We start from the raw sequence: 24464 nt of genomic DNA, 5'->3' as shown, positions 1-24464 counted from the left end.
ACCAAAACTGGGCCGAGGTTCCGGTTCCCTTGACCCAGTACGGTCCCCTCGTGGGTAGAGGTTCCTGTCCCCTCGGACCAAGTTTAAAAAGAAAGGGTGCAAACATTGTTAGAACAAATTGGATTGAAGCTCGTTCGATTAGATCTTCCCTTTCGTTTAAATCATGTTAATTGTCTCCTTGCTGAAGGGGAAAAGGGATGGATCGTCATCGATACAGGGCTAAATAATCGGTATTCAAAGGAAAGATGGAAAGAGGAATTGGATGGAAAAGAGGTAAGCGATATTTTCGTCACCCATTATCATCCGGATCATTTCGGCTATGCAGGTGGTCTGCAACAGGAAACGGGGGCGAAGGTGTCCATGCCGAAAATCGATGCGGAAAATGGTTTAAAAGTTTGGACCGACCAATTTTTAAAGGAATTACATGGCCATTATGCTTTGGCAGGCATCCCAAAATCGGTTGCAACAGCAATGGTTGAAAATACGAGGGAGTTTGTTCCAAGGGTGACCCCTTATCCGAAAATTACCCACTATTTTCAAGAGGGGGAACGATTCCAAATCGGAAAGCTGGAATATGAAGTTCTTTTTACTCCGGGTCACTCCGATGGGCTCATCGTTTTTTATAATCGGGATCAAAAGGTTTTAATTGCGACCGATCACATCCTTCCAAAGATTACACCGAATATTTCCTATTGGTTTCACGGTGATCCGAATCCCTTAGCCACATACTTACAATCATTACAAAAAATTGAAAAATTAGCTGTCGATTTTGTCATCCCGGGTCACGGAAAACCGTTTTATGGAGCAAATGGGCGAATCGAAGAAATTAAAAAGCATCATGAAACCCGATTGAATAAAACGTTGGATGCCCTTAAGAAAAAAAGCACCGTTTACGAGATTAGTAAAGTATTATTCCCAAACATTGAAACCATTCACGAAACCCGATTTGCCATCGGAGAAACAGTTGCCCACCTGGAATATTTACGATTGAAAGGTGAAATTCATCGGGAACAGAAAGACGGTCACTTTTATTACTTCGTTTAACTCGAACCTTTGGACACACGGAGATTCCTCGGTAAACTTTCCCTTATTCGATAGGATGATTCGAGAAGCACGACCTTTAAGCATCAGCGTAGGTGGTGGGAGCATGTCATAGATGGAAATAATCGATAGGTGAACAGAACGAACATCGGTGTCAACCTGAGTCATCCTAATATCTAACCAGTTCTTATCCCGACCGCCATTTCTACTCAAGTGGAACCAGTTTCTATGGATGAATTTTTGAAAAAAGTGGAGGCGATGGCGATAATATACGGATTGCATAAAAAAATCCATAAGGGCATCTTTTCTAGGGACTGGTTGAATCAGTCCCTAGTTGATGAAAGGGAAGGTGGCCACAACTCAGAAGGAATAGCACGATCCGAAGATCCTACAATGGATGCGCGTCGAATAGGCTAGGTTGTGTTCCGGAAAGCGGCGCCACCGAAATGAAATGAATCGCATTTTATTTCCGAAGAAAGGGGCTGTACGATCCAAAATAATCAGTTTGTAAATTTTCAACAGCCCTTTTTTTATGTTACGGAAACATGCCTTTTTTATCTCCTATTGGTTTTATTGGCAACAACCATTTCCACTACTTCTGATTTTTAATCGAAAAAAACGGTCGTTATCGAAAAAATAAATTCCCAAAAAATACCTTTAAAAATCCATCGACAAAGTGAAAAAAACATGATAAGATTTAATTGAACAGTGGTCAATTAAGGAGGAACGGCTTTGGCACGAAGGGAAGCACAACAAGAACTCACTCGACAAATGATTATGGATGCGGCAAAAGATTTGTTCATTGAAAAGGGTTACCAACATGTATCTGTCAGACAAATTGCAAAACAGTTAGGCTGTAGTCACGGGGCAATTTATTACCATTTTAAAAACAAAGCCGAATTGTTTTATGCAATTGTCGAAGAATTTTTCGGTATGCTTGAACAAAAATTGACAGAAATTTTGAATCGGGATATCGATGCAGACGAAAAATTAAAGGAAATTTTACTTGGCTTCATCGAATTTGGAATGACCTATCAAAACCATTATGAAATCATTTTCCTTATTAAAGATGAAGATGTTCAATATTTTCTAAGTGAAAAGCCGAACATTGTTTATCAAAAATTTGCCAATGCTGTCTATGAATTATCTGAACACAAATTGTCTGTAAAGGAAATTTGGTCCATCTTTTTATCACTGCACGGATTTGTTACAGAGTATTTACGTAATGGAACAAATTATGAACAAGTAAAAGATACGGCAGCAGACCATGTCGATTTCTTACTTAAAAGGATTTACTAACATAAATGGACAAATAATTTATGCAATGTCGTATATCTTTAATTAACCACTGGTCAATTGGGAAGATTCAAAAATAGGCAAATAGATTAATTTCACCTTCAATGAAAAAGGAGGAAAACAAATGAGAAAAATGTTAGTTCTAGGAGCATCTGGAGGAATGGGGTATTCCATCGTAAATGAGTTAGTGGAAAGGGGATACCATGTTCGAGCGTTTGCTAGAAATAGAGAACGTTTAGAAAAATTGTATAAAAACCGGACCGATGTCGAGTTGTTTACGGGAGATCTTTTGCAATTTCAAGATATCCTTGAAGCGACAAAAGATGTGGATATTATTTTTCATGCGGCAGGTTTCCCGTATGTACAATGGGCGGAGAAACTTCCGGTGAGTACGAAAAATATTTTGGAAGCAGCAAAACAAAATGGTGCAAAACTTGCCGTCGTTGACAATATTTATGCTTACGGACGGGCAAGCGGAGGAAAAGTAACGGAGCGAAAACCGAAAAACCCCCATACAAAAAAGGGAAAAATTCGCTTGCAAATGGAACAGATGATTAAACAGTCGGGGGTGGAATATGTGATCGCCCATTTTCCAGACTTTTACGGTCCAAATGCAGAAAATTCGGTCATGCATTATTTTCTTGAAAATGTCATGAAGAATAAAAAGGCGATATTCGTCGGTGATCCGACATTAAAAAGGGAATATATTTTTACACCGGATGGAGCTAAAGCCCTCGTTTCACTCGCATTAACGGAAAAAGCTTACGGTCAGAACTGGAATATCCCAGGTTATGGAGGGATCACGGGAGAAGAGATCATTCGTTATGTTCGACATTTAACCGGGTATCGTCAAAAGGTGAGGACGATCACAAAATGGAAAATCAAACTTCTTGGCTTATTCGATCGAAATTTGCGTGAAGTTGTGGAAATGTTTTATTTATATGAACAACCGATATTTTTATCCGGAGAAAAATATGAAAGGGAACTCGGTCCGCTACCAAAAACCCCCTATGAAGAAGGATTAAAGCGGACGGTGGAATTTATGAAAAAAAGTGGGGATGAATCATAAAAAGCGGTTGTCCGGATTTCCATAACAGAAACGAATGGATTTAAGGGAAAGAATTTTCATACAAAAAAGAAAACACTTCATCCAATCGGCAAAAGAATGGAGTGTTTTCCTTTTCAACAATATTGAAATCATGTCAGCAAGGGATTTCCCATTTTGGAATATTCATCTGCCTGAGTTGACGATGAAAAAATTATCCAGTTTCCTTCCCTTAGAAACATTGCTAAGACAATTTTTCCTCATGCACGATTTTAAAGTCATCATCGATTAAGGCCTTTCGAAGTTTTTGAACCGTTTTTTCATCCGTTGTTTCTGGAATTGTAAAAACAATTTGTCGGACGAAGTTTTTACTGTGTAATGTAATTAACGATTGAATCGGTGTGTATTTACTAACCAAAGTCGTCAATCGGGCCAATGTATGATCGAAATCGAAAGTTCCAATCGTAAAGGCGTATCCCTTCGTATGTACGGCAAAGGCATCTTCAGCCACATCCATGACACTCGAATGGGTTAAAATACCGATAAATTCATCATTTTCATCTAAAACTGCCAAAAACGGCAATTTTCGAATCGTAAAAAATACGCGGAAAAACGGTTCTTCTTCTCGAATGATCGCATCCTGATTATCCGCAATATTCAACACAGGATCATCGAGGGAGCCTTCATATTTATACGTATCGATTTCATACACATTTCCTAAAAATTTCGTTTCGGTTTTGTCTAAAATCGGAACGCATCGGAAACCGGTTTTTTCCAAATGTTCCCGCGCTTGTTGAATCGTGTAGTCTTCTGTTACATATTTAACAAGACTCTTTTTCACAAAATGATTCCGAATTTGCATGGGGAGACCTCCTTTATTTTCGGTTATCATCATTATATATCAAAAATTGCAAAATAAAAGATTGTTAATAAAAAAATTTCGATAATTTTTGAAAAAGGTCCGGCTATTTTGATGAAATTAGTAGGAATTGGGACTCTATAAAAAAGCGCCCGGACAAATCCGGTGCGCTAAAATTTGTACCTCATTTTAACGGGTGATGTATTTTTGATAAAATCTAGCATCCGATTGGCTACATCCGACGAGAAGCTTCGTGCCTTCTTCCACATAATCCTTTGACAGCACATGGGCATGATCATAAAAATAAGAGAGGACTTCACCTTGTGCGTACGGAATGAATAGTTCACATTGAACGGTGTCTGGGAAAATTTTTTTCCGAATGACATCCGAAAGTTCTTCGATTCCAATCCGTTTTTTTCCGGATAGAAAAACTTTTTCTCCCACTACTTTAGGAAAGGAATGTTCGGTTACGTCCGCTTTATTATAAGCATAAATAATTGGTACATCCCTTACACCGATCTCTTCTAAAAGTTGATTCGTCAAGTGCATATGATCTCGATAATTCGGATCGGAAAAGTCCAGAACGTGAACGATTACATCCGCTTCAACCACTTCCTCCAATGTGGAACGAAAGGCCTTTACAAGATGGTGGGGAAGTTTGTTAATAAATCCGACCGTATCCGTTAATAAAAAGGTTTGATTGTTTTCCATTCGGATCTTTCGGACGGACGTTTCTAACGTGGCAAAGAGCATATTTTTTTCCAAAACTTGTTTTTCCTCTCCCATATTGTATTTTTCGATGAAGGCGTTCATGATTGTCGATTTACCTGCATTCGTGTAACCGACTAGCGAAACGATTGGAAGTCTGTTTTTTCGCCGTAAATTTCGTTGGGTGGCCCGTTCTTGTATCACTTTTTCCAATTCTTTGTTCAACTGACTAATCCGGTTTTCAATTTTGCGCCGATCCAATTCGAGTTTCGTCTCCCCGGCACCACGGTTTCGAAATCCAGCCCCGCCTCCTTGTCTACTTAAACTGATGCCCTTTCCGACTAATCTTGGCAACATATATTTTAACCGGGCAATTTCGACTTGCAGTTGGGATTCCTTCGTTTTCGCTCGCTCGGCAAAAATATCAAGGATGAGCATCGTTCGGTCGATTACATCACAATTTAATTTTGATTCTAGTGTGGAGATTTGTGATGCTGACAATTCATCGTCAAAAATAATCACATCAGGATCCATTTCTTCAACCAATATCCGCAATTCTTCTAGTTTCCCCTTACCAATATAAGAGGATGGATGAATTGTCGGTAGTTTTTGCGTCACCGTTGCAACCGATTCGATTTTTAACGCTTCAGCTAAATGTTTCAGTTCATTCATCGAATATTCGAATTCCATATCTAAACGATTTACATTCACACCAACTAAAATCGCCTTTCTTTTCATAAAAAAACCTCCCATTTTTTCTAAAATAAATACACAGGCCGAATCTCTACCTGTGTTGAAAAAAGGGAGGATGATAGAATGTTCCGAAAAAAAGCGGATGGACCGATTTCGGAAACATTTTACTGCCGTTATTTATTTCATCGTATTTGCCCATTTGTATATACAAAAAACAAAAAGCAGCAAAACTGCCTAAAATTTTTCCGTATGAAACGAGTAGTTCCGAAAAAATGGCAGACCGATTCCCCTTCTCTGCAACACAAGCAGAGACTTTGACCTATCCAATTATTGGTTCAAAGTTTGGAATCGAAGTCTGTACATTCATGGAACCCTCCATTTCCGTAGTTTCATTTATTTTACCATTTTTCCCCATGAAACTCAACAAGACTGTTGAGTATTCATTCCCATATTCGGAACGTATTTTTCAAAATTCGAATTCTTTCAGTCCTGTCTAGATCTAATGGATCAACGATTAATCGAAACTCCACCATTGAAGCTGGCAATGAAAGAATCCCCTTTCCTTCTGTAAGAACATGTTTACTGCTCCTTTCAAAAAATTTCCTTCTTTTCGAAAAGACCAATTCGCACCATTCGTTCCGTTTAAAAATAACGTAGGTTGAATCTTTCCAAATTTCTGTGACCTAGTTTTTATGTGAACGATGGTAAGAATGATTTCCATCTCGTCAAAATTTATCATTGTCATTTTCGGGAAAATTATATAAAATGTACACTATATAAAAACAAATGTATATTACAAAAGAACAAATACTGGTCAAACATCCCCTTTCCTATATCTGTTTTTTTTCGACGGATAGAAAAATGATTCGGAAGCTATAGGGAACGATTCAGACAGGAAAGGGTGACGGACAGAAGATGTGAACGGAATAAATTTTTTGGAGGAGAAATGATGGGGAAAAAGGAAGTGAACATTGGACTGATCGGTTTTGGTACGGTTGGAACGGGTGTCGTCCGTCTAGTTCATGCGTACCAGGAAGATTTATATAAACAAACGGGGGTTTCCATCCATATTGAACGGATTTTAATTAAAGATCCGTTGAAAGAACGTCCCTTATCCGTTCAACATGGGTTATTAACAACTGATCCTTCGACCCTTTTGAATGATCCGAATATCGATATTGTTATCGAAGTGATGGGTGGGATTGAACCGGCGAAAACGTATATCCAAAAAGCGTTGGAAAAGGGGAAGCATGTGGTTACGGCGAATAAAGATTTAATGGCCCTCTATGGAGATGAATTGCTCCAATTGGCGGCCAGGTGCGGTTGTGATCTGTATTATGAGGCCAGTGTGGCAGGGGGTATTCCGATTTTAAAAACGATTACCGATGGATTTTCTTCCGACCGGATTACAAAAATGATCGGTATTGTCAACGGGACGACGAACTATATTTTAACGAAAATGATGAGGGAGGCGGTCTCCTTTGAAGAGGCATTGAAAGAGGCCCAACGTCTCGGCTATGCAGAACAGGACCCAACGTCCGATGTGGATGGATTGGACGCTGCAAGGAAAATGGCGATCCTTGCATCCCTCGGTTTTCATACAGGAATCAATGTGGACGATGTGTCATGTAAAGGAATCGGTGGGATAACGGTGGAAGATTTGAACTTTGCCAAACAGCTGGGCTACACGATGAAATTAGTTGGCATTGCAAAGCGGGATGAATGGGGAATTGAAGTAAGTGTGGAGCCAACCCTCGTGAAAGATACCCACCCCCTTGCAGCAGTCAATGATGTGTTCAATGCGGTCTATGTGTATGGGGAAGCAGTTGGAGAGACGATGTTTTACGGACCGGGAGCGGGGGAATTGCCGACAGCCACCGCCGTTTTGTCCGATTTAGTGTCCGTGGTGAAAAATATTCAACTCGGTGTGACCGGTAAACATATGCCCCTTTCTTATTCGGAAAAAGTGTTGAAAGGAAAGGAGACGATATACGCCAAGTTTTTTCTACGATTAATCGTTCAAGATGAATGCGGAGTTTTAGCAAAAATTGCCGAATGGATGGCAGAAGAGGAAATTAGTTTGGAAAAGGTATTCCAGAAACCGTATATTGGGGATCAAAGTCAAGCGGAACTCATTTTAGTCACCCATTTTGCTTCGAAAAAAAGCATTGAGCATGTGTTGGATTTGCTCAAACAGTCGGATTTTATCAAAGAAGTAAAAAGTTGTTATCGAGTGGAAGGATGAGGAAGATGGCAGGTATTATCCAAAAATATCGATCGCTTTTACCGGTTTCAGACAATACGCCGAATGTTCACCTTCACGAAGGAAATACACCTTTAATTAAGGCGGAACATTTATCCGATGAACTGGATCTTCATTTATATTTTAAATATGAAGGGGTAAATCCGACCGGATCCTTTAAAGATCGGGGCATGGTGATGGCCGTTGCCAAAGCGTTAGAAGAGGGAAGTCGGTCGATTATTTGCGCATCCACAGGCAATACGTCCGCATCTGCTGCCGCCTATGCAGCGAGGGCGAATATGAACTGTTATGTCGTCATACCGGATGGAAAAATCGCCGTTGGAAAATTAAGTCAGGCGGTGATGTACGGAGCGAAAATAATCGCTATTCAAGGGAATTTCGATCAGGCTTTGTCGATCGTAAAAGAAATTTCGAACCATCAACCGATCACCCTTGTCAACTCGGTGAATCCGTACCGGTTGGAAGGTCAAAAGACCGCCGCCTTTGAAATTGTCGATGAGCTCGGAGAAGCACCGGATATTTTAGCCATTCCCGTCGGTAACGCAGGAAATATTTCCGCCTATTGGAAGGGATTTACTGAATACAAGGAAAGGAAAAGGATGAAAAAACTCCCGCGCATGTTCGGTTTCCAAGCGGAAGGAGCGGCACCCATTGTAAAGAAAAAGGTAATCGAACAACCGGAGACGATTGCAACGGCGATTCGAATTGGGAATCCGGCGAGTTGGAAAAAGGCGACGGACGCCATTGAACAATCAAAGGGACGGATCGATTCCGTGACCGACGTGGAAATCCTTAAAGCACAGCAACTACTTGCCCGAAAGGAAGGTATTTTTGCAGAACCTGCTTCGGCTGCTTCCTTAGCTGGGGTAATCAAACATCGGAAAAACGGTTTGATTGAAAAGGGGGAAACGGTTGTTTGTGTGCTGACTGGAAATGGATTGAAGGATCCAGATATCGTCTTGAATAAGCCCTTTGATATAAAAAGGGTGCAAGGCGAATACGAATCGGTAAGGAAAGTGTTAACGGAATATGCCTAAACGGGGAAATCTTGCTTTTTCCAATCGTTGTTTCTTCTTTAATAAAGAATATGAGCGAGAATGGTATCGGGTCATAGTTGGACATCTTTACAAAAATACGTATCGTTTTCAAACAGATGATCGATCTACCGAAAAAACAATTTTTTACGATGGAAATGAAAGAGACTCAACTTGAGTGGTCGCTTATGAAAAAAGGTTATGCATTAGGTAGACAAATCGATCGATTCCTTTTGGGAGGGTTGAAAAGAGGGGGGATGAGAATGGGGAAACAAGTATTAATACGCGTTCCCGCAAGTACCGCTAATCTCGGAAGCGGCTTCGATTCAATCGGATTGGCTTTACAAATGTATACGACGATTCATTTAAAAATTTCCGATCATACCCATTTTCAATACAAAGGAAAATCCGATGGAGTGCTGCCTTCTGGAAAAAGTAACATCATCTATCGAGCTGTGGAAAAATTATTTCGTGAAACGGGGAAAAAACCACCTGAACTGGAAGGAATAGTCGATATTGGGATCCCGGTTGCTAGAGGATTAGGAAGTAGCGGGGCAGCGATTGTTGGTGGGATGGTCGGAGCAAATCTTTTAGCAGGGGAACCGCTCAAAAAGGAGGAATTGTTTCAATTAGCTGCCGAGATGGAGGGACATCCGGAAAATGTCGGTGCTTCTTTATTTGGGGGTCTTTTTATAGGAGCTAAAAGGGAAGAAGGGGGATATGCTTTTACCAAAATGAAACCTCCGGAGAACTTGATGGCAGTTGCTTTCATTCCCGAGGAGAAACTTTCAACCGCTCAGGCACGTCATGTGTTACCTACAACCTATTCAAAGGAAGAATCGATCCATGCTTTAACCCACTCGGCTTTACTTGTGGCCGCATTTGCGAAGAAGGAATGGTCCCTTATATGGGAGGCGATGGATGATCGGCTTCATCAACCGTATCGAAAAAAGTTCGTTCCGGGGTTTCACCAGTTGAAAAGGGCAGCAAAGGAATACGGTGCATTAGGCTTTGCAATCAGTGGTGCGGGACCGACGACTATTGCAATAACGAAAAAGGAAAATCATTTGTTCGTCCCTTATATGGAGAAGGTTTATTCTAATTTAGGTATCAAGGGAACGGTAAAATCATTGCCGTTGGATCGTAAGGGAGTCCAAATTTTAAACATGTAAAACGATGACGATTAAATCGAATATTCTACAGATCTTGTCGAAGGATTTGGGAGAAGTCGCCAACTAAAATAATTGGCGACTATGTTTATGTCGAAAAATAGCGATAAACAGTAAAATTTGTTAAATTATAAATAATAATATCGAATTTTCACCAAAAACTTTGAAAAAAATTGACGAAATAATTGTTTTTTTATCGAACGTATATTAAACTTTAATTTGTAAAATAATGGTTCTCTACAAAATATTCATACATTGAAAAAGGCAAACTACGCCGAAAGGGTAGGACGCAAAGCCTAGGGTCTAAGGTTAAATGCTTAAACTATGATCGCCTGGTTGCCAATGAAATACATTTATTTTTTACCATGTACGGGATTGTGCCGTACAGAATACTGATGTTCTATCATCGGTCTTTCACCGTTTAATTGAATTGAACAGGGAGCGGAGTTGTATTCGGATAAATTTGTGAATTTTCAGTTAATAGAGCGAATAGTTTGTCAGTTTCCTATTGTTTCGGTTGCGCCTTTTCTAGTGTTGATATTTTTGTAGGACCAGAAAAATGAATGTTGGAAAGGAAAATGTTGCAATGAAAACATTGAAGGAAACGACGCGCTATGAGCTTTTAGTCAAACAATTTCAAATTAAATCGTACAGTCCTTTTCTCCAACAATTACACCACTCCCTTGATCGAATTCTATTTTACGTCTATACATATACGAATATTTATTTCATTGAATTTATTGATGAAAAGGTATTGTATAGCTACATTAAATATCACCGAGAAAAAAATTTCGCTGAAGTTAGTTTTACAGAGGTATTAAAAGACATTAATAATTTCCTTTATTTTCTAAAATACGAAAAGAAAATGACCGATATTCCAAAGGTCGATTTAACGATGAATAACATGCATTTTTGGTTGAAATTATAATTGACAGGTGAAAGAATGAACCTGTCTTTTTTTTTTAAACGAATCAACATATGAAAAAGGAAGAAATAGCATTCATTCGAATGATTTTTATATTTTCATAAATCTTTTTTCTTTTTAAATAGGGAAAATTGTTTTTTTACATATAACGAGTGTATGATTGTATGTATTTTTATGATATACATAGATATGAGGATCCAATGACTTATTCTCCGAGATCGGTTCAAAGGAGAGGTGAAAAGTGTGTGAGTTTTTTCGTACCGATCAACTGTAAAGGATGGATCCATTCTAAGGAAAAAGGAGTGTGTTTTATTTGAAATGTCCAAATTGTCAATACGAAAATGATTCAGGGAACTACTGTATAAAATGTGGCACCCCTTTAATGGAAAATACCGATTCAAAGGATCAAAGGGAGTTTCCTGGAGGAGAACAAGAAAACGGACAGCAAACGGTTCAAGATCACGATAAGTTGGAAACGGTCAAAACATTGTCGAAGGGATATTTCCAATATTTCTTGACGGTATTAAAAAATCCTTATCAAGAGGCTTCAAAAGTTGGTAAGGAGCAACAAATGAATAGCTTCATTACAATCGGTCTTTATTCGATTTTTATTCCAATGATTATTTACTTTTCCTTATTCGATGTATTACAGTGGATTGAAAAGCCGTTTTTCAATCTCTTTCTAAAACCTTTCATTGGATCGGTACTCTTTGTCCTTCTCATAGGCCTATATATTTTTCTAGTGATAAAAATTAGTAAAATACCTGCTACCATTCAAGATGTCATTTCCCGATTTGGAACGATGCTCGTTCCCTTCGTTGCGATCTTTGCTCTAGCCTTTATCACGGCCTTTTTAAATATGAGAATATTTTTCATGTTTTTATTTTTAGGCTTTACATCAGCTATTTTTATTGCTCCTCCCTTTGTATTGATGAGCTATACCAAAGGGAGAAAAGCTGGTATCGATCTCCTTTATGGAACGCTAATCGTCTATGTTTTGACGTTTTTCACAATCAATCTTTTTAGTGATATGTTATTTTCAATGATTGGCCATGTGTTTGAAGGTTTCTTTCAGAATGTAATTCCCTTTTATTAAATGGGACTAAACGTTTAACAACTCGCTCCTTACTCGTTTAGAAGGAAAAATGAATGATCGTGAGGAATCTGCCAGCCATTTGTATCGGGAGGTAGCGTTTGTAAACCCGTGGCAACACCGAGTCGGAATGAATTAGAACGCACATCCTCCCAATTATACAGAGTAAATAAAATGAACGAACGACAATGTTATCTGCAAAGCTAAAGAATTAATCTGTTTGGTTGGCTTATGTCCCGAGGAAAATGCAAATTAATGATAAACATATTCATTGGGGAAAAGGATGGATGAAGGTTTTAGGCAGGGAATAAGGATAAGGAATGGATTTTCGCACAAGGATTGAGGTCACTGTTTTATGAAGGACCTCGATCTATTTTATCAAAGCTCCGTTTAAAACATTTTCATATAGACAAAAAGGAATATTGACTATATAATCAAACTTGTAGATTTCCGAAAATACTTTTCCCTATTGCTTTTTTAAAATAGAAATGATATAATGTTTGATGTTCGCAATTGAAGAATCGTCGGGAAGTAGCTCAGCTTGGTAGAGCACCACGTTCGGGACGTGGGGGTCGCAGGTTCAAATCCTGTCTTCCCGATTTTTTTGTGCTTTTTATAACTTAAAGGATTGAAACTCGGATTCACTGAAAATTCCATACTTGTAAATTCAACCATTTCACAGATTTAACTTGTGAAGTGGTTTTTTGGTCTTTTCTTTTGTTATACAAATCGTATTGTAATCGGGAAAGGAAAACTATACTTAAAACATGTGGATCAGGCAGTTATTTGCATCAAAATGGAATTAACAACAAATCATTAATCGATACAGATGATTGATTTTTCCTTATGTTTCTGCAATCGGCTCCTCTTCGACCATGCTTCCTTTTTTCATCTTCTCAAAGGCATCCTTCTAAGTCACATCCTTAAATGGTAAATAATCCCATTTTAGTACTTGATAAGTTCCATTAAAATTGTTAATAATTGAGCATACACACTTGATCACTCCGATCTGTGACTCACGTGTGTAAACACTCCCCTGTTCTCAGATGTAAGGAGGGACAAGTCTTTTTTTCTTTTCATCGAGTTTCCCAACAGTTTGACATCTTTTTTTAATATGGAAAAGATGTTCCATGCACCGTTTATAAGTATGTTTATTGGAAAGACTTTCTCTGATCCCCTAATCATTCCTTCAACCTTCGATGTTGAAATGGCGAAGGAAAACACATTTCTCCATTTATTCTAGGAAATCCCCAAAAAAAATGAACCTAGGAAATTTCCAAAATTGTAAAAAACAAAACGGTTGTCTTTTTCTCACAAATATCGTAAAGTATACCTTATAAAAACAAATGTATAATACAGGAGGACAAAACAATGTTACGGAACATCGGTCTTTTACCTAAAATTATTGTTGCCATCATCCTTGGTATTTTATTTGGAAGTTTTTCCCCTGATTCGTTCATTCGGGTATTTGCTACGTTTAACGGGATTTTCGGTAATTTCTTAAGCTTTGTAATCCCACTGATTATTCTTGGCTTTATCGTACCGGGTATTGGTAGTTTAGGGAAAGGGGCTGGAAAGCTGATCGGATGGACGGCAGCCATTGCCTATTTTTCAACCATTTTGGCGGGGACGGTCGCCTTTTTTGTCGGACAAGCGGTTTTGCCCCAACTGCTAACTGGACAAAGCTTAGTCGATGCGGAAAATCCGGAAGAATTTCTACTTTCGTCGTATTTTGAAGTGGAGATTCCTCCGATTATGAATGTGGTCAGTGCGTTAATTCTCGCATTTGTGATTGGAATTGGATTGTCCGTATTGAAGGAAAAGGCTTTATATCACGTGTTTGTAGATTTTCAAAAAATCATTGAAAAACTAATTAATAACGTTATTATTCCACTCTTACCATTTCATATTTTTGGAATTTTCGCCAACATGACCTTTGGCGGACAAGTTCAGACGATTGTATCATTGTTTGCGAAAGTGTTTGTTCTAATCGTAATTTTACACATTACTTATTTGCTTATTTTATATTTGTCTAGTGGGACCGTTGCCAAGAAAAATCCGTTTCAATTATTAAAAACGATGTCGCCAGCCTATTTTACTGCCCTAGGTACCCAATCGTCGGCAGCAACGATTCCCGTGACATTGGCCCAAGCGAAAAAGACAGGAGTAAAGGAAAGTGTGGCAGAATTTACGATTCCGCTTTTGGCCAATATTCACTTAGCTGGAAGTACGATTACCCTCGTCATTAGTTCCATGGGTGTCATGTTATTGTCTGGAAATCTTCCGACCTTTGCGGAATATTTGCCGTTTATCCTAATGTTAGCTGTAACGATGATCGCAGCACCCGGTGTCCCTGGGGGAGCGGTGATGGCTGCCTTAGGGCTGTTGGAGGCGATGCTACATTTCGATCAAACGATGATTTCCCTAATGATTGCTTTATATTTAGCACAGGATAGCTTAGGAACGGCGACGAATGTAACGGGGGACGGTGCGATTACCGTTTTTGTGAATCGATGGATCAAAGAAAGAAAAGAGAAAGAAGAAAAGGTTCAACAAGCTGGATAACAACGATTTGAAATTCCCGATGATATTGGACTGAAAAAAGGATGGAAATTGGGCGGAGTATATAATAACCGCCCAATTTTTCATTGAAATCCGAAGGTATCAATACTCATTTTCCCATTCCTTTCTTAAATAATGGATCACCTCCCGTTTCCAAAGCTTCGCTGTTGAGTAACCGATCTGGAATCGTTTCGCAATTTCTTTCAGTTCGATCCCTTCGTAGAAATAAAGACGAGCGAGTTGTTGCTTTTTCTCTGGAAGTTTGGCTAACAGTTCTTCAAAAATAAATTGATGGATAAAGAGTTCATCATGGACAGAGCCTCCAATGATTTTCCAATCTTCCTCCTTTACTTGCAGTTCTCGTTCCTCCTTTTTCTTCTCCTTTCGTAATTCCGTCAAAATCGTTCCCCGAATATAGTGATATGCGTAGGTTGGAAAGGCTCCTATTTTTGGATCGTACGTAATATATGCTTTCCACAAACCGATTAAGCCGATTTGCACATATTCATCGTAGTTTTTGTAAATATTTAATCCACGAATGATGGAGAAAATCATCGGGCGCATTTCCTTTTCGATTTCTTCAAATGTTTTCATTTCCATTCCTTTCTAAAAGGCGCGCCTTTTATTAGATTCCCGGGTATATTTAAAATACATAGGGAGGGAACGGGTGTCTAATTTTCAATTTTCAAAAAACAAGTAAAAATTTAATTTTCCGGCAAAAATTCCCCATTTTAATTAGTGAAAACGAATAAATGACCTTGAAAAAATTTAATTTTTTAATTTTTTAATACAATTCTCCTTAATCCTCCCGATTTTCCGAATTCCTCGATGTAAGCTATAATGTAACCAAACACTGGTTAGGAAAGATGAGGGTTGATCAATTGGTGAAAAGAAATCGGTTGAGCGAAGTGAAAAAGGATGTCTTTTTACAAATCGATGACGGAATTGGGACGATTGTTATTAATCGACCAGAAAAACAAAATGCCATCCGTTGGGAGATGTGGGAGTCCCTGATTCATATCGTTACACAATGTACGAACAATCCAGAAGTGAAGGTGATGATTTTTCGAAGTTCTATTGAGACGACCTTTTCTTCCGGTGCGGATATTACCGAATTTAAAGGGATTTATCATAATCGGGAAAGGGCGGTCGCCTTTAATGAACTTCCATCAAAATTGGAAAAGGTAATCATCGATTCACCAAAGCCTTCCATCGCTCTTATTCAAGGCTTTTGTGTCGGAGGGGGTTGCCAAATCGCCCTTGCCTGCGACTTCCGATTTACCGATTCGACGGGTAAATTTGGTATTACACCGGCGAAATTAGGACTCGTTTACAATACTTCGGGAACGAAACGGTTAGTCGATTTAGTCGGACCTTCCCGAGCGAAGGATTTATTGTTTAGCGGAAGAATCATTGATGCGGAGGAAGCCTTTCAAATGGGACTTGTTAATCGAATTGTTCCATCGGAGGAGTTGGTGGAAGAAACATATCGATATGCAAAAATGTTAGCGAAAAATGCTCCAATGTCCCTTTCCGGTGCAAAAAAAATAATTGAGGATATTTTTCGGGGTTCGGTGGAAAGTTCGGTGGAAATCGAAAAAATGGCAATCGATGCTTATACTTCCGATGATTTCAAAGAAGGCGTTCACGCATTTTTAGAAAAAAGGCGGCCGAATTTTCGCGGACGATAAATTTGACATGTTCGGTTAAATCGATTCAAATGGTGAACCTTTTCAATATCCATTAAAAGAGGGGAAATGGTATGTTGACACACCATTTCCCCACCTGCTATTGGCTTAACGATAAGATTATTCCTTCCGCAGTTTAGCGATTTCATCGGCGACAAATTGGACATTTGTTCCGACGACCACTTGAATATTTTGCGGACCGACCTCTTTAATTCCTGGGACTCCAGTCGCTTTAATTTTCCCTTGATCGACTTTTTTCATATCTTTTACTTCTACACGAAGACGGGTAATGCAATTGTCAACGGAGATGACGTTTTCGTCACCACCTAAACCTTCGTATATTTGTGCTGCCATTACAGCAAATCTCTCTTTTCCAGGTGCTAAAGGAATTTCTTTTGTTTCCTCATCATCTTCCCGGCCAGGTGTTTTCAAGTTGAATTTCACAATTAAGTAACGGAATAGGAAGTAGTAAATAACAGCAAAAACGAGTCCTTGAACGAGCAACATATATGGTTGATTTGCAAGAGGGAGTTGGGAACTTAAAATAAAGTCAATCAAACCTGCACTAAAACCGAATCCAGCTGTCCAATGGAACGCGGATGCAATAAATAAGGAAATACCGGTTAAAACGGCATGAACGAGATAAAGGGCTGGTGCTAAAAACATAAAGGCGAATTCAATCGGTTCTGTTACACCGGTTAAAAAGGATGCAAGGGCTGCTGCAAATAATAAGGATGCGGCGGTTTTTTTCTTATTTGATTTCGCCGTATGATACATCGCTAAGGCAGCTGCTGGAAGTCCGAACATCATAATCGGGAAATAACCAGCTTGATACATTCCGGTTACACCTAGTTCTCCTTTTCCGGACCAGAAGTTTCCAATATCATTGATTCCTGCCACATCAAACCAGAACACGGAGTTCAAGGCATGGTGTAATCCGGTTGGAATGAGAAGTCGGTTGAAAAATCCGTATAATCCAGCGCCAGCTGCACCGAGTTTCGCGATCGTTTCCCCAAAGGAGACAAGTCCCCCGTACAATGGTGGCCAAATAAAGAACAATAAGCCAGAGATGACGATCATCGACGTAGCGGTCATAATCGGTACAAGACGTTTTCCACTAAAGAAGGCAAGGGCATCCGGCAGTTTCACATGATGGAATCGATTGTAACAAATAGATGCGATAATTCCGGATAAAATCCCAACGAAGGCGTTTCCAATTTTGCCGAAAGCCGGATCTACTGCTGCCACGTCAACTCCTTGTAGCATCGCAACCGTCCCGGTGGACAGAAGGGTTGTCGTGACAAGATAGGCGACGAGACCACTTAGTGCGGCTGAACCATCCCGTTTTTTCGCCATTCCGAGGGCAACACCGACGGCAAATAAAATCGGGATATTTCCAATAATTGATTCCCCAGCCTTAATGAAGAAAGCTGCTAACGCGTTTCCTGCACCCCAACCTTCATGGTCAATCGCATATCCGATCCCCATTAAAATTGCGGCTGCTGGTAAAACGGCTACTGGTAACATTAAAGACCGTCCAAGCTTTTGCACGTACTTCATGACCATTGTTTTTTCCTCCAATCATTTCTTTGTTTTTAAACGGGTTTTACAGTGAAACCAATCCATGAGTCAATAACGAAAATAAGGACGACGGGTTTGAAACTTCTATTTTTTATTCATCACCTCCTTAAATGGAATCGAATGTTTGAGTGCCTGCGTTGCTAGGTGAAATAAATTGTTCGATTTTATTTTTTTCGTAATCGTTCAATATGCAACGTAATGTATGCCAGTTCTTGTTCGGAAAAGTGGATATCATATTTTTCAGCAACATTTTTTGCTAAAACATGTGCACAATGATTGGCGAAGGGTAATTTCTTTTGGATCATTTCCGTAATTTCATCATCCAAAGTACGAATCTCGTATTTATTCGTCCGTGCCAAAGCGTAACGTAGATGGGTAATCAATCGGTGATAAGCTAAATCATCTTCCTGTACGTCAATTTGGACAAGACTTTTAATCGTTTTTACCATATCTTGAATGATCGTCGTTTGCCGAATGGCATCCTTTAAATCTGTTCCCTTTTGCTTTGCCGTATGCAAGTGGAGAGCGATAAAAGCTGCCTCATTCTCATCCATTTCAATTTGAAGATGTTGTTTAATATAATCAATGGCCCAAAGCCCAATGGTAAATTCCTTTTTGTATAATATTTTGATTTCGTTCAACAGTTTATTTCGAAGATGAATCCCTTCCTTGATCCTTTCGATGGCAAAGGAAATATGATCGGTAAGCTGAATGTGGATATGTTCGCTTAATTTCGTATCCATTTGTTTTTCCGCATAGGAGATAATTGTTTCTGAAATGAGAAAATGTTCTTCAGGAATTCGTTTGAGTAGTTGCTGTAATTTTTCATTTTCTTCCATCACGAATAATTTTTCGATTTTTTTAGGGTTAATCACATCATTTCTTTGTTTGTTGAAGGCGATACCCGGACCGATTGCTATTTTTTCTACCCCACCGTCCTTGACGATCACGGCGTTATTATTTAATATTTTATAAATCCTCATGGGTCACCACCGTTTACTAGTTTTCGGTTATCGTGAGTACTTCTGTTTTTCCGCCAATGACTTCTTTAGGATTCGGGATTGTATAGGTTTTTTTTCCGTCCGAATCGTTTGTAATGACAATGGGTGTTACGATTGATTTGGCATGGGTTCGTATATAATTGAGTTGAACTTCCGCAAGTTTTTGACCCACAGTTATTTTGTCCCCAACGTCAACAAGTAGGTGAAAGCCATTACCATCCAATGTAACGGTTTCTAAACCAATATGAATTAAGATTTCAGTTCCGTCTACCGCCCGAAGTCCGATCGCATGTTTCGTCGGAGGAATCAATATGACTTCTCCATCGATTGGGGAGTAAACGTTTCCGTCAGTCGGTTCAATGGCAATACCGTTTCCCATAATTTTTTCACTAAATACCGGATCGGGAACATTTTCTAACGGTATATATTTTCCACTCATCGGTGCAATAATGGTTAAACTACGACGTTTTTTAAAAAATGTAAACATTTCTTCTAACTTCCTTTCATTTAAATGGGAAATAAAAAAGCATGATGGTTTAAAGAGGGACGACGCCTCAATGTAAACCACCATGCCTGATCGAATCAGTCACATGTGTATATTCAATTTCCTTTAAAGTTATGTTACCATTAAATGCACGAAAATACAATATAATCGGGGTTGAATTAAGTAAAATAAATTAACAAATTTTCGACTAAATTCTGAACAAAAGAAAAGAGGCTTTTTATCCCTTGCTCTTTTATATATATTTACTATATAACAAAAATAATACTGGATAAAAAAGCGAGATGGATTTAACTATTCTTTTAAGGGAGATGAATCAATGAAAAGGTTATTGAACTGTACAGCATCGGATTTTCAAAAAATGACTGGACAAGATTTGAAAAGGGCGATCGATGCGTCGGAAGGGCGTACGATGGTTTCTGAAGTCATTTGTACCGCTTCCCCCTTATATCCTGGTTTAACGAATGCGGAATATGCAGCTGCATTCGGAGCGGATTTGATTTTGTTAAATTTTTTCGATGTAAATCATCCAAAAATCGAAGGCTTGGAAGGGGTTTCGCCTAATCAATTGTTGCGAAAAGTAAAGGAATTGGTTGGCAGACCCGTCGGGGTAAACTTAGAACCGGTCGATCTCGATGCAAGGGGAGCAGAAACGCTTTCGACATTATCTGAAGGAAGAATGGCTACCTTGGAATCCTTGAAAAAAGCAAAGGAACTTGGAGCAGATTTTGTTTGTTTGACGGGAAATCCGAAAACAGGTGTGACGAACAAAGAAATCACGAAATCCATTCAACTGGCGAGGGAAGCCTTTGGAAAGGACGGATTGATTATCGCTGGAAAGATGCATGGAGCTGGAGTAAAAGGTGAAGCGGGTATAAATATAGTGTCGGAAGAAGTCGTTCGCCAATTTGTAGAAGCTGGTGCAGATGTCATTTTACTTCCCGGAGTGGGCACAGTTCCAGGGACATCTTTAGACAAATTATCCAAATTAGTTGAAACGGCAAAAAGCGCTGGTGCACTCGTCATGACAACCATTGGGACGAGCCAAGAGGGGGCCGATGAGGAAACGATTAAACGGATTGCCCTATACAATAAAATGGCCGGCGCAGATATCCACCATATTGGGGATACCGGATTAATGGGGATTGCCGTTCCAGAAAATATTATGGTTTACTCTATTGCAATACGAGGGAGAAGACATACATTTACGCGAATGGCTGCATCAATCTTGCGGTAATATGTTCCGTTGTTACATGGAAATACGATTTGAAGAAATTCCTCTCCAACATGAACTCAAATATGGAACATAATTGTCGCCACAGCTTTGTTCAAACGTTTCACGACCATTCATTTCATCACATAACCGATAACAGCTCTCACCTCCCCGTCTATATTTCCAGGCGGGGAGTAAGATTTTGACTAATTTGTCATGGGGGGATTCGATGGCTAGGGAAAGGAAATTTACGACAGAAGATCTTTTTCAAAAAACGAAAAAATTATTGCTGGAACTCGGGTATGAGGGATTTACCATCCGACTATTGGCCAAGGAATTGGGTGTTACGAGAGCTGCCATTTATAAATATTACGAAAACAAGGATGAACTCATTTCTGACTTTATGTTATATGAAATGAACCAGTTTATGAGTGATTTGAAAAAATTGGATGAGATCAGCGACTTTGAAAACCAATTCGAATTTTTACTCCGAGCTATTTTGAAACATGATAAGATTCATCAAGTTCTCGGTATGATTTTTTTGATACCTAAACAGGGGAATGAACGGATGGCGGAAAATAAGAAAAAACTGAATCAAATGCATGTACAGATGTATGAACGACTACAACAGTTGATTGAAAAGGGAAAAAAACAACGAAAAATTAAGTCCCATTTACCAGATGAATTAATTATCGGCATGATTTTCCAAACGATTTCCATACCCAATTCCTCCCCCATTTCCGATGAACGATGGTTTGCTTCGATGAAAGAGATGGTTGCCTATGGAATTTTCAATCATGATTAAAATTTATCCCCCTTTTTTTCGAAATATGGAATCAATTTGGTTTGCTTGGATGGCGAAAGGGATCTTGAAATTGCTTATAGAAATCCTTTAAACAATATTGCCCATTTTTACCAAAGGAATTAAAGGGAAAGGGAAGATGAACAAACAAATAAATAGTTTTGTAAAAAAATAGACAAAACCCCATTTCATATTTTTATTGACCAATTGAAATATTGGTAGTACAATAAAAATGAAAATGGTATTGAAAGCGTTTTATTATTCCTATATACAAAAACGTTTTTGGAAAAAACGGATATCGGCCAAAAGGAACCGATATATGTTTTTTGAACAATACAAAAACGTTTTTGTTCTTTAGCTTCGTTCTCAAAGATTTGATTTAAAGGTGAGTAGTTCCCTTTTCTCTTTGTTATTAGAGGAAGGTTGATGATAGATCTTCCGAAAAACATTTAGCTACGAATTGTAACGTTTTAAGCGAAGAACGACACCTAGTTTTTACGAAGAAATAGTTTAGCAGAAAAAATTTTTGAACAAAACAAAAACGTTTTTGATGGAGGTTTTTCAATAATGATGGACTATACGCTCGGTAAAGGGAAATACGAAAATTGGATCGTATCCGAAACGAAATTTTCTCCGGATACCCTTGGGAAATGTGAATCAATCATGTATTTAGGGAACGGTTATATGGGCCTTCGTTCGGCTACAGAAGAACCGTACTTAAAAGAAGTTCGCAATTTATTTGTTAATGGTACTTTTAATAAATTTGGTGAAGGGGAAGTCACCGAATTACCAAATCTTGCTGATGTTACAAGAATCGACATTCGTATAGATGGGGAGCGATTCAGTTTAGAATTAGGGAAAACGGAAAATTATGTACGTCAGTTAAATTTAAAGAATGCTGAGCTCGTTCGACAATTTGATTGGACATCGCCAAAGGGAAAAATATTACGCTTTCGCTTTCGCAGGTTCGTTTCCCTCGAAAATTTACATTTAATAGGCATGAAAATGGAAATTGAAAGTGTAAATAAACCGGTTTCCATATCCTTTGATTCGGGGATCGATGGTCGGATGACAAACAGTGGTTCTCAACATTTCCTTGAAGGGGAAAAACGAATTTTCGATAAACAATTTCTCCAACTTCTCCAACATACGACCGAATCCAATGTTGATGTCGTGATCAATTCCGCCCATCAAGTTACGGTAAATGGAAAAGAGATTAAAAATCAACGGATGCACATCGATCGTAGAAAAATTTGGCTTACTTTTGAGGCGGAACTAAATCCTGGGGACAAATTGGAGATGGAAAAAATAACGAACGTCTACACGAGCATTGATCGTCCCTTCTCTGAGGAAGGTATATCCTTCCAACAGTTGCGAGATGTGGCTTTACAAGATTTACGAGATAGTTTACAAATCGGTTACGATGGATTGTTCAAAAAGCATGTTCAAACGTGGGAAGAACGCGTTTGGAATCACTATAATTTACACATTCAAAGTAAAGATGGCTTCGATCTTTTATCATTACGGTTTGCCATCTATCATTTAACAGCGATGGCACCTGCCCATGATGAAAGGATGGGAATCGGTGCGAAGGCACTTAGTGGTGAAGGCTATAAAGGTCATTCCTTCTGGGATACGGAAATTTTCATTTTACCATTTTTCACCTATACGAATCCTAAGGTGGCAAGGTCCCTTTTAACGTATCGTTATTTAGGTTTGGAAGGGGCAAGAAAAAAAGCGAAGGAAAACAATTACGAAGGTGCGATGTATCCGTGGGAAGCTGCTTGGCCATCCGATGGCGAAGTTACGCCGGTTTGGGGAGCAGTGGATATTGTAACGGGAAAACAAACGAAAATATGGTCAGGATTTATTGAGCAGCATATTACGGCCGACATCGCATTTGCCGTTTACCAATATTACCAAATTACCGGTGACCAAGATTTCATGAATCGGTACGGTTATGAAATGATTTTCGATACGGCGAAATTTTGGGCGAGTCGTCTAGAATGGGATGAAACACACGGGAGATACCATATTAACGATGTGATTGGTCCCGATGAATATAAAGAACATGTAAACAATAATGCTTTCACAAATTATATGGCCCATTTCAATTTGCAGTTAGCAATCAAGTATTATGAAAAACTTCAACGGGAGAACCAATCGTTACTGAAACAGTTAAATGAAAAACTACATTTGGAAAAGGCTTACCCTCTTTGGTTGGAGCGATCGGAAAAACTTTATTTGCCCCAACCGAATGCGGATCTTGTCATCCCACAAGATGATACGTATTTACAATTGAAAGAGATCGATTTAACGAAATATAAACAGAGTAAAAAAGTCGGTACATTATTCCTCGACTATAATTTAGAACAAGTAAATCAAATGCAAGTTACGAAGCAAGCAGACGTGCTCGTTATGTTCTATTTATTAAATCAAGTAGAGCCATTTTTCAATGAAGAGGTAAAACGGGCCAATTTCCATTACTACGAACCGAGAACATTGCATGATTCTTCCTTAAGTTTATCCACCCATGCAGTTTTAGCAAATGATATAGGGGAGACCGAATTAGCCTATTCCCTATTTCGAAGGGCAGCAGAAATCGATTTAGGACCGTTTATGCATTCGTCGGATCATGGTATTCATGCAGCATCGATCGGTGGGATATGGCAAGCGGCTGTTTGCGGATTTGCAGGTCTTCGGCTTACAGGTGATCAGTTATCATTCCATCCAAGATTGCCGGACCATTGGGAGGAGATGGAGTTTACCATTTATTGGAGAGGTGAACCTGTCTTAATCAAAGTGACAAAGTCCTCGTTAATGATCCGGACGCATAACGGAAAAGATATACCGCTGAATGTCCGAGGAGAAAATATGATTTGTCATGGGGAACTAGAAATCCAACTTTAACAGTAAATGCTTTTCTGTTATGTTGAATGGGAAACAAATTCCATCTTGAAAAATGTTTTTAGCCGGTGGTAAATGTCCT

19 protein-coding genes, 1 tRNA gene and 1 riboswitch are annotated in these 24464 nt (G+C 39.0%); of the genes, 14 read left to right on the top strand and 6 right to left on the bottom strand.

Features of this window, described 5'->3' with window-relative positions:
* The first annotated feature begins 105 nt into the window (after positions 1–105).
* The 3 genes from OE105_RS10860 to OE105_RS10850 all read left to right on the top strand — a co-directional run bounded on the left by OE105_RS10860 (position 106) and on the right by OE105_RS10850 (position 3406).
* Positions 106–1044 (top strand): MBL fold metallo-hydrolase, encoded by a 939-nt coding sequence (locus OE105_RS10860; protein WP_275420198.1) that lies wholly within the window; start codon positions 106–108, stop codon positions 1042–1044.
* A gap of 768 nt (positions 1045–1812) precedes the next feature.
* Positions 1813–2340: a TetR/AcrR family transcriptional regulator gene (locus tag OE105_RS10855; RefSeq protein WP_275422168.1), complete on the top strand. Its 528-nt coding sequence runs from the start codon at positions 1813–1815 to the stop codon at positions 2338–2340.
* A 121-nt stretch (positions 2341–2461) separates the two neighbouring features.
* Entirely contained in the window at positions 2462–3406 is a 945-nt protein-coding gene (locus OE105_RS10850; RefSeq protein WP_275420197.1) for an SDR family NAD(P)-dependent oxidoreductase, read from the top strand.
* A 220-nt stretch (positions 3407–3626) separates the two neighbouring features.
* On the opposite strand, the gene cbpA is transcribed toward OE105_RS10850, so the two are convergent.
* Positions 3627–4244, bottom strand: a complete 618-nt coding sequence (gene cbpA / locus OE105_RS10845; RefSeq protein WP_275420196.1) for a cyclic di-AMP binding protein CbpA — start codon at positions 4242–4244, stop codon at positions 3627–3629.
* A 186-nt stretch (positions 4245–4430) separates the two neighbouring features.
* Positions 4431–5687, bottom strand: a complete 1257-nt coding sequence (gene hflX / locus OE105_RS10840) for a GTPase HflX (protein ID WP_275420195.1) — start codon at positions 5685–5687, stop codon at positions 4431–4433.
* A 904-nt stretch (positions 5688–6591) separates the two neighbouring features.
* On the opposite strand from hflX, the gene OE105_RS10835 reads away from it, so the two are divergent.
* The 7 genes from OE105_RS10835 to OE105_RS10805 all read left to right on the top strand — a co-directional run bounded on the left by OE105_RS10835 (position 6592) and on the right by OE105_RS10805 (position 14691).
* Positions 6592–7887, top strand: coding sequence for a homoserine dehydrogenase (locus tag OE105_RS10835; protein ID WP_275420194.1), 1296 nt, complete (start codon positions 6592–6594; stop codon positions 7885–7887).
* Positions 7888–7892: 5 nt separating this feature from the next.
* Positions 7893–8942 (top strand): threonine synthase, encoded by a 1050-nt coding sequence (thrC, locus tag OE105_RS10830; RefSeq protein WP_420842525.1) that lies wholly within the window; start codon positions 7893–7895, stop codon positions 8940–8942.
* Between the two features lie 260 nt (positions 8943–9202).
* Positions 9203–10111, top strand: a complete 909-nt coding sequence (gene thrB, locus OE105_RS10825) for a homoserine kinase (protein WP_275420193.1) — start codon at positions 9203–9205, stop codon at positions 10109–10111.
* Between the two features lie 250 nt (positions 10112–10361).
* A riboswitch (cyclic di-GMP riboswitch) is annotated at positions 10362–10452 on the top strand.
* Between the two features lie 215 nt (positions 10453–10667).
* Positions 10668–11036: a hypothetical protein gene (locus tag OE105_RS10820; protein WP_275420192.1), complete on the top strand. Its 369-nt coding sequence runs from the start codon at positions 10668–10670 to the stop codon at positions 11034–11036.
* Between the two features lie 310 nt (positions 11037–11346).
* The gene (locus tag OE105_RS10815) at positions 11347–12129 is read left to right on the top strand and encodes a zinc ribbon domain-containing protein (protein ID WP_275420191.1); all 783 of its coding nucleotides are present in this window, start codon (positions 11347–11349) and stop codon (positions 12127–12129) included.
* 522 nt (positions 12130–12651) lie between these two features.
* A tRNA-Pro gene (locus OE105_RS10810) sits at positions 12652–12725 on the top strand.
* Positions 12726–13497: 772 nt separating this feature from the next.
* Complete coding sequence (locus tag OE105_RS10805) at positions 13498–14691, top strand: dicarboxylate/amino acid:cation symporter (RefSeq protein ID WP_275420190.1); 1194 nt, start codon at positions 13498–13500, stop codon at positions 14689–14691.
* Between the two features lie 99 nt (positions 14692–14790).
* Here the strand turns inward: OE105_RS10805 and OE105_RS10800 are convergent, their stop codons facing one another.
* Positions 14791–15282, bottom strand: coding sequence for a sigma-70 family RNA polymerase sigma factor (locus OE105_RS10800; protein WP_275420188.1), 492 nt, complete (start codon positions 15280–15282; stop codon positions 14791–14793).
* A 290-nt stretch (positions 15283–15572) separates the two neighbouring features.
* On the opposite strand from OE105_RS10800, the gene OE105_RS10795 reads away from it, so the two are divergent.
* On the top strand, positions 15573–16379 hold the full coding sequence (locus tag OE105_RS10795) for an enoyl-CoA hydratase/isomerase family protein (protein ID WP_275422167.1): 807 nt from the start codon (positions 15573–15575) through the stop codon (positions 16377–16379).
* A 117-nt stretch (positions 16380–16496) separates the two neighbouring features.
* Here OE105_RS10795 and nagE read toward each other — a convergent pair whose 3' ends face one another.
* From nagE to OE105_RS10780, 3 genes are all read right to left on the bottom strand, one after another.
* Complete coding sequence (nagE, locus tag OE105_RS10790) at positions 16497–17942, bottom strand: N-acetylglucosamine-specific PTS transporter subunit IIBC (RefSeq protein WP_275420187.1); 1446 nt, start codon at positions 17940–17942, stop codon at positions 16497–16499.
* A 179-nt stretch (positions 17943–18121) separates the two neighbouring features.
* Entirely contained in the window at positions 18122–18940 is an 819-nt protein-coding gene (locus tag OE105_RS10785; protein ID WP_275420186.1) for a PRD domain-containing protein, read from the bottom strand.
* A gap of 16 nt (positions 18941–18956) precedes the next feature.
* Entirely contained in the window at positions 18957–19445 is a 489-nt protein-coding gene (locus OE105_RS10780) for a PTS sugar transporter subunit IIA (protein WP_275420185.1), read from the bottom strand.
* 334 nt (positions 19446–19779) lie between these two features.
* Here OE105_RS10780 and OE105_RS10775 point away from each other — a divergent pair, with 334 nt between their 5' ends.
* The 3 genes from OE105_RS10775 to OE105_RS10765 all read left to right on the top strand — a co-directional run bounded on the left by OE105_RS10775 (position 19780) and on the right by OE105_RS10765 (position 24385).
* Positions 19780–20697 (top strand): DUF7916 family protein, encoded by a 918-nt coding sequence (locus OE105_RS10775; RefSeq protein ID WP_275420184.1) that lies wholly within the window; start codon positions 19780–19782, stop codon positions 20695–20697.
* A gap of 205 nt (positions 20698–20902) precedes the next feature.
* A complete protein-coding gene (locus OE105_RS10770) occupies positions 20903–21478 on the top strand; it encodes a TetR/AcrR family transcriptional regulator (protein WP_275420183.1) in 576 nt (191 codons plus the stop codon).
* A 564-nt stretch (positions 21479–22042) separates the two neighbouring features.
* Positions 22043–24385, top strand: coding sequence for a glycoside hydrolase family 65 protein (locus tag OE105_RS10765; protein ID WP_275420182.1), 2343 nt, complete (start codon positions 22043–22045; stop codon positions 24383–24385).
* Positions 24386–24464: the final 79 nt, after the last annotated feature.

The sequence above is a fragment of the Fervidibacillus halotolerans genome, from assembly GCF_026547205.1.
Taxonomy (GTDB): domain Bacteria; phylum Bacillota; class Bacilli; order Bacillales; family Caldibacillaceae; genus Fervidibacillus; species Fervidibacillus halotolerans.
This window is presented reverse-complemented; position numbering and strand designations above follow the sequence as displayed.

Bases quoted from the DNA above. Each gene is read 5' to 3' on its own strand.
- OE105_RS10855 (WP_275422168.1), top strand. From the start codon at position 1,813: ATGATTATGGATGCGGCAAAAGATTTGTTCATTGAAAAGGGTTACCAA.
- OE105_RS10850 (WP_275420197.1), top strand. From the start codon at position 2,462: ATGAGAAAAATGTTAGTTCTAGGAGCATCTGGAGGAATGGGGTATTCC.
- cbpA (WP_275420196.1), bottom strand. From the start codon at position 4,244: ATGCAAATTCGGAATCATTTTGTGAAAAAGAGTCTTGTTAAATATGTA.
- hflX (WP_275420195.1), bottom strand. From the start codon at position 5,687: ATGAAAAGAAAGGCGATTTTAGTTGGTGTGAATGTAAATCGTTTAGAT.
- OE105_RS10835 (WP_275420194.1), top strand. From the start codon at position 6,592: ATGGGGAAAAAGGAAGTGAACATTGGACTGATCGGTTTTGGTACGGTT.
- thrC (WP_420842525.1), top strand. From the start codon at position 7,893: ATGGCAGGTATTATCCAAAAATATCGATCGCTTTTACCGGTTTCAGAC.
- thrB (WP_275420193.1), top strand. From the start codon at position 9,203: ATGGGGAAACAAGTATTAATACGCGTTCCCGCAAGTACCGCTAATCTC.
- OE105_RS10820 (WP_275420192.1), top strand. From the start codon at position 10,668: ATGAATGTTGGAAAGGAAAATGTTGCAATGAAAACATTGAAGGAAACG.
- OE105_RS10805 (WP_275420190.1), top strand. From the start codon at position 13,498: ATGTTACGGAACATCGGTCTTTTACCTAAAATTATTGTTGCCATCATC.
- OE105_RS10800 (WP_275420188.1), bottom strand. From the start codon at position 15,282: ATGAAAACATTTGAAGAAATCGAAAAGGAAATGCGCCCGATGATTTTC.
- nagE (WP_275420187.1), bottom strand. From the start codon at position 17,942: ATGGTCATGAAGTACGTGCAAAAGCTTGGACGGTCTTTAATGTTACCA.
- OE105_RS10785 (WP_275420186.1), bottom strand. From the start codon at position 18,940: ATGAGGATTTATAAAATATTAAATAATAACGCCGTGATCGTCAAGGAC.
- OE105_RS10780 (WP_275420185.1), bottom strand. From the start codon at position 19,445: ATGTTTACATTTTTTAAAAAACGTCGTAGTTTAACCATTATTGCACCG.
- OE105_RS10775 (WP_275420184.1), top strand. From the start codon at position 19,780: ATGAAAAGGTTATTGAACTGTACAGCATCGGATTTTCAAAAAATGACT.
- OE105_RS10770 (WP_275420183.1), top strand. From the start codon at position 20,903: ATGGCTAGGGAAAGGAAATTTACGACAGAAGATCTTTTTCAAAAAACG.
- OE105_RS10765 (WP_275420182.1), top strand. From the start codon at position 22,043: ATGATGGACTATACGCTCGGTAAAGGGAAATACGAAAATTGGATCGTA.